Source organism: Sphingopyxis sp. BSNA05, assembly GCF_013265645.1.
GTDB lineage: Bacteria > Pseudomonadota > Alphaproteobacteria > Sphingomonadales > Sphingomonadaceae > Parasphingorhabdus.
In genome coordinates this window covers 55,013-69,087 of sequence record NZ_PYIA01000104.1, presented here as the reverse complement: position 1 = coordinate 69,087, position 14,075 = coordinate 55,013, and the positions used below count along the sequence as shown (strand labels likewise).

The window sequence follows — 14,075 nt, the reverse complement described above, 5'->3', positions numbered from 1 at the left end:
CGATAATATTCTGGCCCGTGATTGCCACAGTAAAAGCGTCAGCCATTTTGCTGGCATCATTATTCTACAGGCTTGATATCGCGTGTAAGATTACTGATCGCGGTCATCCGAAAAATTACGTAGTGCTGGCGCATAAACCTTGAGCTGGAGCCACTTTTAACCAGCCAGTCGCAACCCGCTGACCGCATCCCGATTGTCCGGCTGGTCCGGCCAGATTCCGCGCGTATCATAGACGACCTTGCCCGCGCGTTCGTCGAGCGGGATCGACTTGAACATGTCGTGATCGGTCAGGGTGATCATGATCGGGCACGTTTCCAGCGCCTGGTCGATATCGATCAACTCGGCGCCCGTGCCGTCGAATGCCACCGGCAGCTCGCTGGCATAAGGTTCGACGATTTTCACTCGTCCACCATAGCGTCGCGCCAGTTTGGCGGCGATTTTCAGGGCAGGGCTCTCGCGGAAATCATCGATATTGGCCTTGAACGCCAGACCGAAGCAGGCGATCGAGACGCCCGGCAATTCGTCGATCAACAGCGAGGCCTGTTCCAGCACATGACCGGTCTTGCCGTCATTCACATCGCGGGCGATGCGGATCAGTGGCGATTGTTCGGGTGCGCTGTGGATGATGAACCAGGGATCGACGGCGATACAATGGCCGCCGACGCCGGGGCCGGGCTGCAGGATATTGACGCGGGGATGCCGGTTGGCGAGGCGGATGACTTCCCAGACATCGAGGTCCATATGGTCGGCGATGATCGACAGCTCGTTGGCAAAGGCGATATTGACGTCGCGATAGCTGTTCTCGACCAATTTTGTCATTTCGGCGGCGCGCGCGAGGTGGTTACCAGTTCGCCGCGAACGAAGCGGCGGTAAAAGCCAAGCGCTTTGCGTGCGCACCGCGGCGTGATGCCCCCGATGCTCCGGTCATTCTGGATCAGTTCTTCGAGAATTTTCCCCGGCAGCACCCGTTCCGGGCAATAAGCGATGGCAATATCGGGAATATCACTGGCCAGTCCCGGGATCTTCAGGTCCGGGCGCAATTTCGCGATCAGGTCCCGCATTTTTCGGTGGTACCGACAGGGCAGGTGGATTCGAGAATGACCGTGTCGCCGGCTTTCAGGGCCGCCGCGATATTGGTCGCCGCTTCCATGACATAGCTGGTGTCTGGAATATGATCGGCGCCAAAGGGCGTCGGCACCGCGATCACGAAAACGTCGGATTGTTCCACCATCAGCGAAGCGCGCAGCATTCCGCGTGACACAACCCCTTGCACCAGCCCGTCCAGATCCACTTCCTCGATATGGATGCGACCCGAATTGATCGTTTCCACGACCTGCTGGTTGACGTCGATACCGAGCACCGGGCATCCGGAACGGGCAATGACGGCCGCAGTCGGCAGGCCGATATAGCCGAGACCCATGACGCAGACGCTTGGTTTTTCTTCCGATAACATGTGAGAAGCCACTCCGCAGTGCGCCGATCCGGCGCGTTTTCCTGCAGGTTCACTAGCCAATCATTGTAAATATTTAGGTAATATGACGACCCAGCCGGAAATATTCAGGCGGTGAGGCTGCTCTCGATAATGTCGGCAATTTGCCGGCTGGCGGTGCCGTCGCCAAAGGGGTTGTGGGCGCGCGCCATAGCCAGATAATGGGTTTCGTCGTCCAGAAGCCTGCGTGCTTCCGTCACAATCACATCCTTGTCTGTTCCAACCAGCTTGGCAGTGCCGGCCTCGACCCTTCGGGCCGCTCCGTGGTGTCGCGCATCACCAGTACCGGCTTGCCCAGCGCCGGTGCTTCTTCCTGCACGCCGCCGCTATCGGTCATCATGAAGTGGCAATGGTTGAGCAGGCTGACGAAATTGGGATAATCCAGCGGCTCAATCATCGCGACATTGTCGAGGCCGCCCAGGGCGTCCTGCATGATAGCCCGGACCTTCGGATTGAGATGAACGGGGAAAATCAGGGCCACGTCATCACGCTCGGCGATTGTCCGGAGCGCACTGGCAATATTGGTCAATCCGTCACCCAGATTTTCGCGCCGATGGCTGGTGACGCCGATGATCCTGCGATCAGCAAACCTTTCATATAGTCCGGCAAGCTTGGCATCCAAACGGCTTGGATCATTGAATTTTTCTACGGTGGTCAAAAGAGCATCGATCACCGTATTACCGGTGATATATATCTGCTCCGCCGGAATATTTTCCTTCTTGAGCGCGTCCGCCGACGTCTGCGTCGGGGCAAAATGCTGATCGGCAATGGTGCCGATGATCTTGCGGTTCACCTCTTCCGGCCAGGGATGATAGATATTGAAGCTGCGCAGGCCGGCTTCGACATGGCTGACAGGAATCTGGCGATAATAAGCGGCCAGCGCGCCGCACATTGCGGTGGCCGTATCGCCCTGGACCACGACCCGCTGCGGCTTTGTCTCGTCCAGTATCTGGCCGATCCCCGACAAAAGCCTGCCGGTAAGATCGTCGAGGCTCTGGTTGGCCTTCATCAGGTCCAGATCGAAATCCGGGCGGATATCGGCGATAGCCATGACCTGGTCGAGCATTTCCCGGTGCTGGGCGGTCACACAGGTCACCGTTTCCAAGCGGCCGCGTTCCGACAGCGCCTGAATCACCGGGAACAGTTTGATCGCTTCCGGCCTCGTGCCAAAAACGGTCAGGACTTTAGGTTTGTTCGCGCTGTTTTTTGTCATTCCGGCTGCCTAATCATTTTGGCTAAAATTTTCATAATGATATCGCGTGCAAAAAGCGTTGACCCTTGCGTTCGGCTAGCCCAATCGCAGGGTGATGGATTGGTATGAAATCAAAAACTGGCTGGAACTGTCAACCGGACTGCCACGCGATTCGCTGCATATTTATGCGGGGATCGGAGTGCAGCTGTTTGTCGCGCTTGTGTCCCGCCGGTCCCTCGCCAGCACAGTGCCGTGGTTGTTTGTTGTCTTTGCTGCATTTGCCAACGAATTTTATGACTATAGCGTAGTGCAGGCACCGCAGAACCGCGAGGCGATCTATTTTGCTGAAGCTATCAGCGATATCTGGAACACCCTGCTGCTGCCGACCTTGTTTCTGGTTATTGCCAGGTTCTGGCCCAACTGGTTGACCGCCAAGCCGAAAAAACGCAAAAATTAGCGCGCCGTAAGTCTGAACGGCGATAATCCGCCCCGCTAGTCTTCACCTTCCAGCTTCTGCGCGATTTTTTGACATGTTGCGATGTTCCACGCGGCAGGATCATGACCTTGTTGCCGTGGGTGACAATGATCATATTCTCAACGCCGTGAACCGCAACTTCCATATCCTCACTGTGGATCAGATTGTTGCTGGAATCGATCGTGACGGCCTGGCCGATAATCGCGTTCGACTGAGCGTCCTTGTTCGCGATTTCAAACAGGGCGTCCCAGCTCCCCACGTCAGACCAGCCCGGATTGACGGGCGTCACCGCGACCTTGTCCGATCTTTCCATGATCGCATAGTCGATCGAGTCGGATGGCGCCGCCGCAAAAGCGTCCGGATCGGGATGGCAGATTTTCTTCTCCATGTGCCGGTTTCCCATGGCAGCCCGGCAGGCGAGGAGGATCTCCGGAGAATATTGTTCCATCGCGGCGAGATAGGTGTCGGCCCGGAACAGGAATATGCCGGCATTCCAGTGATAGCCGCCTTCCGCGAGCATTTTCTCCGCACGTTCACGGTTCGGCTTTTCGACAAATTTTTGGCTGAAAGGCTTCTGGAACTGCCGACGATCCTGTCGCCCTGCTGTATATATCCATATCCCGTCGCCGGTCCCCTGGCTTCGATCCCGAATGTCACCAGCCAGCGGGATTGTGCGACCGGTATTGAGGCCAGCACCGATTTCTGGAAGGCTGCAAGATTTTCGATCATATGGTCGCTCGGCATCACCAGCAGCAAATCCGTGGGATTTTCGGCAGCCAGAGCGGCAAGGGTAATGGCTGGAGCCGTATTGCGGGGGCAGGGTTCTAGAATGATCTCCCCGGCTGTCGCGCCGACTTCCTGCATCTGGTCGTCTATCGTTTCGAGATGCCTGGCGGAGCCGACGATGATCGGATTACGGTAACGGCTCTTGTCCGCGCAGCGCTGCAGCGTCAGCTGGAACATGCTGAGCGGGCCGAACAGATTAAGAAACTGCTTCGGTTTTTCCAGGGTGGAAAGCGGCCAAAGTCGCGTTCCGGAGCCGCCGGAGAGAATGACAGGCGTGATCAGCGGATGTTGCTGCATGGTCAATATATCAACTCACCGCGCAGGCAATGAGCGACCTTCCGTTTTGGCGAGATCAATGTCCGCATAATGCTGACAGATTCCGCATTCTCCCGCCCGGATCAACTTGCCGCGGACGGTGACCGAACCCTCCAGGGGGATAACCTGCCATTCCTTGCTCGCGGTCTTTGGCACGATCTCGTCGTCGGTACCGATGATCTGGAACAAGCAGATGGGCAGGCTGCCGGAAAAACTGCCGGAAAGACTGGTTGTTTCGTCCAGTGCAATCTCGCTCGCATATTTCATGTCATAGGGCGCCAGCTTGGCCACCGCGATCGCTTCGTCCAGATGGAGCTCACGCGGGCGACCATAGTCATACAGGCGATAGGTTATGTCCACGTTGCGCTGGACTTCGATGAGCGAGATGCCGGGGCCAATCGCATGGATCGTCCCCGCAGGCACATGGAAAAATCGCCTTTCTTGACGGGTTTCCAGTCCAGAAGCTGTTCGATCTCGCCCAAAATGGCCGCCGTCTTCAGCTTGGTAGCGCTGACCGCTTTTTTCAGGCCGAGCCCCAGAAGCGCATCGGGTTCTGCATCCAGAATATACCAGGATTCGTCCTTGCCGTGGGGAAAGCCGACCCGGCGCGCCTGCCGATCATTGGGATGGACCTGGATAGACAGCTTTTCGCTGGTGAACAGATATTTGACCATCAGCAGCGGGCTGATGCCTTTCGGGGCTTCGAACCAGATTTCCCCGACCTTTTTGCCGTTCGCGCCACGGAATATCTCAGGCAGAGCCTCCTGTCCCCAGGGCTTTTCGACGAATTTTCTCTTCAGCTTCATGGTCTGAAATTAGCGCTCACTGTTTGGCCCCGATACTCGAATATACCGAGCCTGTTTGCGCAAGTTCGGGCGGATTGTAAATGTTCCGTAAGGCAAACGTCTGATTTCCTTTCAGGATAGCAGCCTGGTTCACGCAAATCCTCCGGCCAACGGATTTCATGATCGACGGGATTCCGCGGTTTCTGGTCAGTCGGGCGTGGCTGCCCGGTTTGGTTCAACTGCACCCTATCCACCTGCTTTTGCAGTCGATATAGCCGATACATCCTTTGACAACATCCGTTCTTCGCCTATCGCGCGTTTCGGGTTGGACGTCGCCGGTTCAAGGACAATACAAATTATTAACTTGTTTTAAAGTAGTTGGCTAAACCGCTTCCCTTCGGTAAATGTCTGTTTCGGCGTCGCAGCTTTGAGAATCAAAAGCCAGCTTTGAGAGCCAAATGATTGAGAATGTTACAGCCGTCATCACATCGTTGCTAGAAAGAATTGCCCAGCTATCACGCTGGAAAAAAGGGCAATCGTTCTTCTACTGGACATCATGCTCTGTGTGCAGTCGATCTGGATTGCCTATTCGCTTCGTATCGGGGTCTGGGTCCTGTGGGATATCGCCGTTCAGAAGATCGTGCTCGTCTGCCTGTTGTTGATGATCCCGATCTTCATCCTGAGCGGCGTCTATAACGCCATTTTCCGTTATGCCGGTACCGGAATGATGAAAACGCTGGTGCGCGCATTCGCGAGCTATTCCGTGGTGACCGCATTTGCATTCGCTTTCGCAGGGATGGATGGCGTTCCCCGGACAATTGGTCTTATCCAGCCGGTGGTGTTTTTCATTCTCGTCGGTTTTTCCAGGGTCGCCGGGCGCTATTTGATGGTTGATATTCTCGGCCGCAACCGTTTCGCCGGTGAGGTAAGGAATGTCCTTATCTATGGTGCGGGCAGCGCTGGCCAGCAACTGGCGGCATCGATGCGGTCGGAACCCGCCATGCGGCTGTGCGGCTATATCGACGATGATCACCGGCTCAACGGACAGCGGCTGGACGGGGACAAGGTCTTCTGGAGCGGCCATCTGCCGGATTTGATTCGTAAGCAGAAGATCACCGATATTCTGCTCGCGCTGCCTCGGATCAATCGGCGAAAGCGGCGCGCGATTGTCGATCAGGTGCGCGAATTTACTGTGCACGTACAGACCTTGCCGAACATGCAGGAAATTATCTCCGGAAAAATTGCGTTCAGTGATATCCGCGAACTGGAAATTGAAGATTTGCTGGGCCGGGAGCCGGTGCAGCCGAACGAACTGTTGTTCGGCCGGACCATTGTCGGCAAGACAATATTGGTGACGGGAGCAGGGGGCTCAATCGGCGGGGAACTGTGCCGGCAGATCGCGAATTCGGGCGCCCATCGTCTGGTGATGCTGGATATTTCCGAATATGCGCTTTACGAAATCGAAAAGGAGCTGAAGAAGCTGGTCGCCAGCCAGGGCGTGACGAACCTCGAACTGGTTCCGGTCCTGGGGTCGGTCGTCGATGCGAAGAGACTCCAGGAAATATTCGCCATGTGGAAACCCGACACGGTGTTTCACGCAGCCGCCTACAAACATGTTCCGCTTGTCGAGGCCAATCCGATAGAGGGCATACGCAATAACATATTGGGCACACGGGCGCTGGCCGCTGCTGCCCGGGCGGCAAAGGTCAAGGATTTCATCCTGATCAGCACCGACAAGGCCGTCCGTCCGACCAATGTCATGGGGGCGACCAAGCGCGCCGCCGAGCAGATCATCCAGAATTTCGCCGACGCATCGAGCGAGACGAGATTTTCCATGGTCCGTTTCGGCAATGTGTTGGGATCCAGTGGCTCCGTAGTGCCGCTGTTCCGCAAGCAGATCGAGCAGGGCGGCCCGATCACCCTGACGGACCGGAAGGTCACCCGCTATTTCATGACCATTCCCGAAGCGGCCCAACTTGTTATCCAGGCAGCCGGCATGGCCAAGGGCGGCGAAGTCTTCGTACTGGACATGGGCAAGTCGGTGAAAATCCAGGATCTGGCCGAAACACTCGTCCGGCTGTCCGGACTGACGGTCCGCAATGACGCCAATCCCGATGGCGATATCGAAATCGTCGAAGTGGACTGCGCGCGGGCGAGAAACTCTATGAAGAATTGATCATCGGCAATGATCCCCAGAAAACGCTGCATCCCCGGATCATGAAGGCTCACGAAACCTTCCTCGCGGAAGATATGTTGAACGAGCTGATCGGGGACCTGCTCGATTGTCGTGATCCCCGAGATGCGATCAGAACCCTTAAGTCACTGGTGCCGGAATTTGATCATGGCCGGGATAATGACGACAATCTCGAAAAGGCGTCCTGAACGCAGGTCGGCTAATCCAGGAAAACCGCTGCTTCTGCGATCGAAATTTCAGATAGGCAACAATCCGAACGGCACAATCCGGTTTTGCGCATGATGGCCGATTTCTGCCCGTCCCAGATAGGCGATTGCATTCTCTCCGGCCCATCGTTGGACAACAGCTTCCGCACTTTCGCCAAATGGCCGGTCGTTTCGGGAATATCATCGACGCCACCCAATCGAATGCCGGCCAGCCCCTGACCGGCGAGATTGCTGCACAGATGAAACATGGCGCGGTCGAAGGCGTAGAGATATTCAGAAATTTCCTCGATGATCAGAATATGGCCGTGCAGATCCGGGATCAGCTTGGTCCCTGTCATCATCGCGAGCGTCATCAGATTGAAAGCGGCGTATTTCTGGCCGCTGACGAGACCGGGTTCCAGGGTGTGCGCCAGTCTGTGGACGATCCAGTCCAGTGATCGGACCACGGCTTCCTCACCGCCGGTTCTGCCGATGTCGGAGGGCATCGGGCCGTGCGCGACTTGGCCGATGCCGGCGCGATAGAGCGCGCCGAGCAGGTTTCCGGCGTCGCTATAACCCAGATAGATTTTGCGGTGGGCGACATCGTTCAACCGCTGGACGGCAGCTTCCGCTATGCGGGCAGCACCATAGCCCCCGCGGGCAAACCATATGGCGTCGATGTCAGGATCATTGGCCAGCGAGACGAAACTGTCGGTGCGCTGGGTATCGCTTCCGGCGAAATGGCCTTGCTCTGAAAAACATTGCTCGGCGAAGACCAGCTCGGCCTGCGGATGGGTGCGGGCCGCAAGCGCCATGACGCGACGGGCGGCGTCCCGCGTGAAAGGGGTCGACGGCGCACAAATGCCAATGCGGACAGATGGGGAGATCGAATTTGTTCCTTGCGCCATTGCCAAATAGTTGGAGAAGCAATAGCGCGAAAAAATGATCGAAGACAAATCCTATTATTTTGCGGTATCGGCGGCTCCGGCATGCTGCCTTTGGCCATGATCGTCAAAGCTGCTGGTGCACAGGTTGCCGGATCAGACCGGGCATTGGACCAGGGCCGATTGGCGGACAAGTTCCAGTGGCTGCAGGACAGGGGGATCAAGCTGTTCAAGCAGGATGGCAGCGGCCTCGGTGACGGTTGCCAGATCCTGATCGCGTCCGCTGCCATTGAAGAGACCGTGCCCGACGTCGCGCGGGCCACCGCTCTGGGTTGCAAGCGCATGACCCGGGCGGAACTGCTGGCCGCACATTTCAACGCAGTCCCGAGCAGCATTGCCGTTGGCGGTACCAGCGGAAAATCGACCGTGACCGGGATGATTGGCTGGATATTGACCGAAGCCGGTCGCGATCCGACGATCATGAACGGGGCGGTAATGAAAAATTTCGTCCATGCCGACGCCCCATTTGCCAGCTCCCGCGTCGGGGCCGGTGCTCTGATGGTGAGTGAAGTGGACGAGAGCGACGGTTCCATCGCCCTGTTCGATCCGGAAATCGCGGTACTCAACAATGTCAGCCTGGATCACAAGAGCCTGGAAGAGCTGCGAATTTTATTTGGTGATTTTGTCGCAAAAGCGCGCCATGCGATCTGGAACCATGATGACGCTGAATCGCGCGCACTGGTCGGCACGCGGAGGCCGATGAATGGCAGCAGCTTCGGATTTCTCGACGGTGCGGACTATCAGGCCGTGCAAGTCGAGGAACAATCGCTCGGCAGCAATTTTGTGATGCGCAGCGACGGGGGCGAGCATCCGGTATCCTTGCAGGTGCCCGGCAGGCACAATATTGCCAACGCGCTGGCGGCGATTGCGGCAAGCACCGCCATCGGTGTGCCGGTCGCAACCGCGATATCGGCGATCGGGACCTTTCGGGGGCTGGCTCGTCGATTCGATATCGTGGGAAGCACCGGCGACATCACCGTGATCGACGATTTCGGTCACAATCCCGACAAGATCGCTGCCACGCTCAGGACGTTGAAGGCCTTCCCCGGCCGGGTCATTGCCTTTTTCCAGCCACACGGTTTCGGCCCGATACAAAAATGGGCGCAGAACTGGCGACGGTATTTGCCGAATATCTCGACGGCGATGACCGCGTCATATTGTGTGATCCAGTCTATTTCGGCGGTACCGTCGACCGATCACTGGGCAGCCAGTCGCTTGTCGATGCAATAAATGCTGCCGGGGGCAGGGCAGAATATATCCCGGCCCGTCCGGATTGCGGAAAGAGAATCGTGAATCTCGCCGAATCGGGCGACCGAATCGTCATCATGGGCGCGCGCGACGACACATTGCACGGCTTTGCCGAGTCGATTCTGAGCCAAATCGCGGGAAACTGATCGCCTCCCGGATGTATCAGTGATCCGAAAGGTGAATCGATCCGGTGCATTGCGCATTGTTTTAGATTTTTTGCCGGCTGGCATATGGCTGATAACCGCGGCCGGATGTCCATTGTTAGCCCGGTGTACAGTTGCGGATCGTTATCAAAAGGCTATGAGCCTTTTACAGATGCCGTCGATGTTGTATATTCGGCCATATCGCGAGTCACAGGGTCGCAAATTCCTGAAACCCGCTCTCCCTGGCCCCCGATCGCCGTGTCACGCCGCGAATATTGGCAAGGATTTTGTTAACTAACATGTAGAAAGAGTTAATCTTTCCGTCGCTCCGTCGCGGGGCATTTTAGAAAATCCAATTATTACAACCACTTGAAAATTTGCAACCGTAACATGCTGTAACATTAGCCGTGTCTAACTGCCTTTTCACGGCCAGCTCCGTCACAAAGGATAGGCAAGTGGGGCAATACGGCTTTTGCCTGTGGTAACCCAATTAAGCGCCACAGTTGCCCCGGCATTGGTACGATATTCTGGTCAATATCGTACCGATTGTTCCTGATGGAGCGGGTAGACATTCTATCCGCTCCATCATCGGACAAGCGCCTGGCGGTTTCCCTCTTGCAAACCAGTAGTTGGGATGCGTCATGCAGTTAGGTGGTTCGATAATGTGGAGAGTGAAGACCGAATATTCTCGGTTGTTCCGCTATTCCAGCCTTGTGCCACTGTCGATCCTTGCGGTCATGATAGTCATCATATTACCGGCGCTGGCTTCCGAAGCATTTGCCACCGACCCGGCAGCCGAACCGCAAAATGCTAACGCTACCGCTGTTGCCACTGCCCGGATAGTCAAACCATTCACAATGACTTCCGGTGCGCAAGGCGGGACTGAAGCGAGAAATTCAGAGATCGCCGTATCGCACAGCACGACCTATCACAGTTGTGAAATTCTATTGGGGGCCGATGATATCAGCAGCCCCGCTCAATCTTGCGAACTCCATCTGGTCGAATTGCATTGAGTCGTCGGATGAAGAGAATGGATATCAGGGAGCAAAAATATCGGAAACGATATCCTTAATTTAGACGTCGAGTTGCAGTATATAGGTTATAACGGGAAAAGATGATGCAGACATCCAGTGCGAAATACCAGGCTGTAGCGGTTCGAAGCGACCGCAGGGCCACTCGCGCTGCCGCAAGGCCGGATGCCTTGTCGTGCGCGCTGGCGCTTGCACTTGTCGCAATCCCGCTTCCGGCGTTCGCGGAAGCTGACCCGGGCGAGAATGTCGCCATCGCACTCTCCAGCAATATCGTCGGAAGTGCTGCCGGAAATGGCGGGGCATTCGCTACTGTTCCAGGAGCCGTTGTGGACTTTCTGGTTTCGGTCAGCGGACCGAGCACAAACGGTTCTCCTGCCGCATCCTTTGCGGTTACCGATAAGGTTCCCGAACATCTTACCCTGTTTGTTGGTGATCTCGATCACAGTGGAACCGGCCCTGCAATGTTTAAGGACAATGACAGTGGCCTCCAATTCAGCTTTGACGGCCTTTCCAGCGCGGACGATTCCGTTGAGTTTTCAAACGACGGGGGCAAAACGTTCGACTATATGCCCGTCGCCGATACCGACGGATTTGATGCAAACGTTACGCATATCAAACTCCGGCCGAGTGGTGCCTTGCTGCCGACGACCGGCAAATATGAACGGTTTTCCCTACGATACCGAATGAAGGTCAAGTAAATGACAAATATGATCGAATCTGGTACCTCCTCCGCTCCCCCAACGGATAATATCGTGGTTGACGAGGACCGCAGAAAACAGGACCGGCATATTGCCATGCTGCGGCTTGCCAAGATCAAGGCTGAGGCAGGCGAAGGCTGGGGTTTCATCAAAAATCTTTCGGCCACCGGCATGATGGTCGAAGTCCATCCCAATTTCGAACTGGGCGACACGGTATCCGCCCTTCTGACCGAGGAACAGGAACTGACGGGCACCGTGCGGTGGCGCAAAAAAGCGCTGGCCGGCATCGAGTTTTCAACACCGATCGATATTGCCAAAGTGCTGACCAAGCCGAATGATTCAAAGCAGGGCCGTGTTGCGCGCCTGCCGCGTATCGAGATGAAGCATCCGATCAATATCTACCAGGGATCGCGCCTGATCCACGGTGATATTTGCGATATTTCACCGGCCGGCATTTGCGTCAGAACCGAACATGTGTTCGAGATCGGCAAGAATATTCGTCTGTCGGTTCCCGAATTGCTGGACATCAGTGGCACCGTTCGCTGGCAATCAGGGGCGCGTGTCGGGATTGTCTTTTCCCGGCGACTGCCTCTTGATGACCTGATGGTCTGGCTGTCCACCTTCTACCGGGCGGCGCGCATTGATACCGGCGAGCTGGCGGCGCTTAACAAGGACAGCTCCGGTTCGGGCGATTCTGCGGTTGATCGTCTTCCCTTCCAGGTGATCGGCCATGACGATCTTGGCAAAGAGATCCTGATCGATACGCTGCATTCGGCAACCGAAGCGCTGACACAGTTCAAGGCCACATCGAAATTTTTCTACCGGGTAAGCATCCGGAATGCGGACAACGAAGAATTGTCGATCGGCACCATTGTCCTGCGCGCGTTTGACGAAGAGCGGGCGGCTGCCAAGACATAGCCGCATTTTGTATCGGCAACGGGGGAGGGCGATATTTGCCCTGAACCTGGCCGAACAGGCGCCTAGTTGAAATAATGCGCGACGGCCTGCGTGATCTGGTCGGAAATTTCCGCGGCGCTTTCCGGAAATGTGCGAACCATGTTGGTTCTCGGCTCCATGCCGCTTGACAGCATGCGGGATCGGACAAGCTTCGCCTCTTCCTCGCTCCCCAGATGATGGAACACCGTCATGGCCGCAAGCAGAGCCAGCGGACTATGGTGCGATAACCGGGCCAGCCTGCGCGACAGTGTCAGGGCCTCTTCCTCCTGTCCGAGATTGAATGCGGCGTAGGTCTGGGTGGTCTCCGCCTCGAAGCGCATCGGACAATTGGGGCTTAGTTTCGTCGCCAGTCTGGCCGCTTCATAGGCGGCGGCAAAATTACCCCGCAGCAATAGAATAACGGCCTGCGAATTATAGGCTTCGGCATAGTTGGGGCAGAATGCGATCGCCTTTGCATAATGGTCCAGCGCGCTGTCGATATTGCCGGTCATTCGTTCTGCGCGGCCGCTGACGAGATGGGCAAAGGGATCGAGCGGATCACAGCGTAACGCCTGTTCTCCCAGTGAAAGCATGCGATGGATAGCCACATCCTCGTTCCCGCCCCGTGCGAGATGGTATAGGCCGAGTCCGTGGATATAAGCCGTGCCGGCATGTGCGCGCGCGAATGTCGGGGCTTTCGACCGGGCAAATTCGAAATGATCGAGCGCTAGCTTCAGGTCCATCTTTGCGCCGTTTATGGTGGACATCCCAAGATGATAGGCTTCCCAGCCGGTGAGTTGGTCGGGCGCCCTCAGCTTCGCATGGGAGGCTTCGGTGTCGCTGATCGACAGATCGATTGCGGCAATGATATCGCGCACCATCTGCGCCCGCAGATCGTGGATATTGGCAAGCGGTGCATCGTAGCGCTCGGCCCAGACGACCCGATGTTGACGGGTTTCGGTCAGTTCCACTCCGACCAGCATCTGGTCGGCAACCAGTTCTACCCAGCCGGTCAGCACATAGTCGACACCAAGTTCCTCGCGCATTTTCGCAAGGTCGGGAAGATTGGCATCGAAACGGAAACTGGATGCGCGGGCAATGACGAACAGCCAGCGCAACTGGGACAGCGCCGTGGTGATATCTGCGGGCAGGGCTTCGGGCAATCCGCCATGGCGCCCATGTTACCGATCTTGCAAAGCGGTAGCACAGCAATAACCGGCGGCTTTCCCGCCTGATCGACCAGTGCGTCCGATACTTCCGGACGAACCCGCACGCCATCTGCACTTGCCGGGGACGAAAGGATTTCGACGCGAGCGGCGAAACGGAACCCGCGGCCGTAGACAGTCTGGATGATATGTTGCTCCTGGCCATCATCGCCTAGAATGCGACGCAACATCTTGATCTGGCTGGACAAGGCGCTGTCAGAGATGGTTCGGCCGCTCCACAATTGCCGGACCAGTTCCTCCTTGAGCATCAACTTGTCGCGCTTCTCGACAAGCATCGTCAATATGGCGAACGCCTGAGGTTGTATGACAACCATCTTGCCCTTACGGAGCAGTTCGAACCGCTCGGTATCAAGTGCAAAATGTAGGAAACGATATTTCATGTCATTGCGTCAAATTTCTGTTCCCCGTTCGAATCCAGATTCTATCCA

Annotated in this window: 12 protein-coding genes and 4 pseudogenes; 7 read left to right on the top strand and 9 right to left on the bottom strand. The window is 56.4% G+C overall.

All coding sequences use genetic code 11. The features are described from left to right. Positions 1-156 precede the first annotated feature (156 nt). Positions 157-1,453: pseudogene (wecC, locus tag C8024_RS12620) on the bottom strand (UDP-N-acetyl-D-mannosamine dehydrogenase). 104 nt (positions 1,454-1,557) lie between these two features. After that, positions 1,558-2,702, bottom strand: a pseudogene (wecB, locus tag C8024_RS12615) (non-hydrolyzing UDP-N-acetylglucosamine 2-epimerase). Between the two features lie 94 nt (positions 2,703-2,796). Between wecB and C8024_RS12610 the strand changes: the two are divergent. Then, positions 2,797-3,138 carry a hypothetical protein gene (locus C8024_RS12610; RefSeq protein ID WP_173205715.1) on the top strand — a complete coding sequence of 114 codons (342 nt, stop codon included), beginning with the start codon at positions 2,797-2,799 and terminating at the stop codon, positions 3,136-3,138. On the opposite strand, the gene C8024_RS23480 is transcribed toward C8024_RS12610, so the two are convergent. From C8024_RS23480 to C8024_RS21780, 4 genes and pseudogenes are all read right to left on the bottom strand, one after another. Next, the gene (locus tag C8024_RS23480; RefSeq protein WP_367947317.1) at positions 3,080-3,676 is read right to left on the bottom strand and encodes a sugar phosphate nucleotidyltransferase; all 597 of its coding nucleotides are present in this window, start codon (positions 3,674-3,676) and stop codon (positions 3,080-3,082) included. The genes C8024_RS12610 and C8024_RS23480 overlap by 59 nt on opposite strands. Positions 3,677-3,810: 134 nt before the next feature. Continuing rightward, a pseudogene (locus tag C8024_RS23475) lies at positions 3,811-4,239 on the bottom strand (sugar phosphate nucleotidyltransferase); the annotation flags it as partial. Positions 4,240-4,254: 15 nt separating this feature from the next. Continuing rightward, positions 4,255-4,617, bottom strand: coding sequence for a hypothetical protein (locus C8024_RS21785; RefSeq protein ID WP_254305871.1), 363 nt, complete (start codon positions 4,615-4,617; stop codon positions 4,255-4,257). After that, on the bottom strand, positions 4,608-5,063 hold the full coding sequence (locus C8024_RS21780; RefSeq protein ID WP_254305870.1) for a class I mannose-6-phosphate isomerase: 456 nt from the start codon (positions 5,061-5,063) through the stop codon (positions 4,608-4,610). The genes C8024_RS21785 and C8024_RS21780 overlap by 10 nt, the downstream gene beginning before the upstream one ends. Positions 5,064-5,598: 535 nt before the next feature. Between C8024_RS21780 and C8024_RS12595 the strand changes: the two genes are divergently transcribed. Next, entirely contained in the window at positions 5,599-7,218 is a 1,620-nt protein-coding gene (locus tag C8024_RS12595) for a nucleoside-diphosphate sugar epimerase/dehydratase (protein WP_173205713.1), read from the top strand. Continuing rightward, complete coding sequence (locus tag C8024_RS12590; protein ID WP_173205711.1) at positions 7,215-7,424, top strand: hypothetical protein; 210 nt, start codon at positions 7,215-7,217, stop codon at positions 7,422-7,424. Before C8024_RS12595 ends, C8024_RS12590 begins: the two co-directional genes overlap by 4 nt. Positions 7,425-7,435: 11 nt before the next feature. Here the strand turns inward: C8024_RS12590 and C8024_RS12585 are convergent, their stop codons facing one another. Further along, entirely contained in the window at positions 7,436-8,236 is an 801-nt protein-coding gene (locus C8024_RS12585; protein WP_367947316.1) for an LD-carboxypeptidase, read from the bottom strand. A gap of 174 nt (positions 8,237-8,410) precedes the next feature. On the opposite strand from C8024_RS12585, the pseudogene C8024_RS12580 reads away from it, so the two are divergent. The 4 genes and pseudogenes from C8024_RS12580 (at position 8,411) to C8024_RS12565 (ending at position 12,403) form a co-directional block, all read left to right on the top strand. Further along, a pseudogene (locus C8024_RS12580) lies at positions 8,411-9,759 on the top strand (Mur ligase family protein). Positions 9,760-10,427: 668 nt separating this feature from the next. After that, positions 10,428-10,769 carry a hypothetical protein gene (locus C8024_RS12575; RefSeq protein ID WP_173205709.1) on the top strand — a complete coding sequence of 114 codons (342 nt, stop codon included), beginning with the start codon at positions 10,428-10,430 and terminating at the stop codon, positions 10,767-10,769. 104 nt (positions 10,770-10,873) lie between these two features. Next, positions 10,874-11,485, top strand: coding sequence for a hypothetical protein (locus C8024_RS12570; protein ID WP_173205707.1), 612 nt, complete (start codon positions 10,874-10,876; stop codon positions 11,483-11,485). A gap of 9 nt (positions 11,486-11,494) precedes the next feature. Next, the gene (locus C8024_RS12565) at positions 11,495-12,403 is read left to right on the top strand and encodes a PilZ domain-containing protein (RefSeq protein ID WP_173205705.1); all 909 of its coding nucleotides are present in this window, start codon (positions 11,495-11,497) and stop codon (positions 12,401-12,403) included. A gap of 62 nt (positions 12,404-12,465) precedes the next feature. Here C8024_RS12565 and C8024_RS23470 read toward each other — a convergent pair whose 3' ends face one another. Next, positions 12,466-12,933 carry a tetratricopeptide repeat protein gene (locus C8024_RS23470; RefSeq protein ID WP_367947326.1) on the bottom strand — a complete coding sequence of 156 codons (468 nt, stop codon included), beginning with the start codon at positions 12,931-12,933 and terminating at the stop codon, positions 12,466-12,468. Positions 12,934-13,433: 500 nt separating this feature from the next. Beyond that, on the bottom strand, positions 13,434-14,027 hold the full coding sequence (locus C8024_RS21775; RefSeq protein ID WP_254305869.1) for a transcriptional regulator: 594 nt from the start codon (positions 14,025-14,027) through the stop codon (positions 13,434-13,436). Positions 14,028-14,075 lie beyond the last annotated feature (48 nt).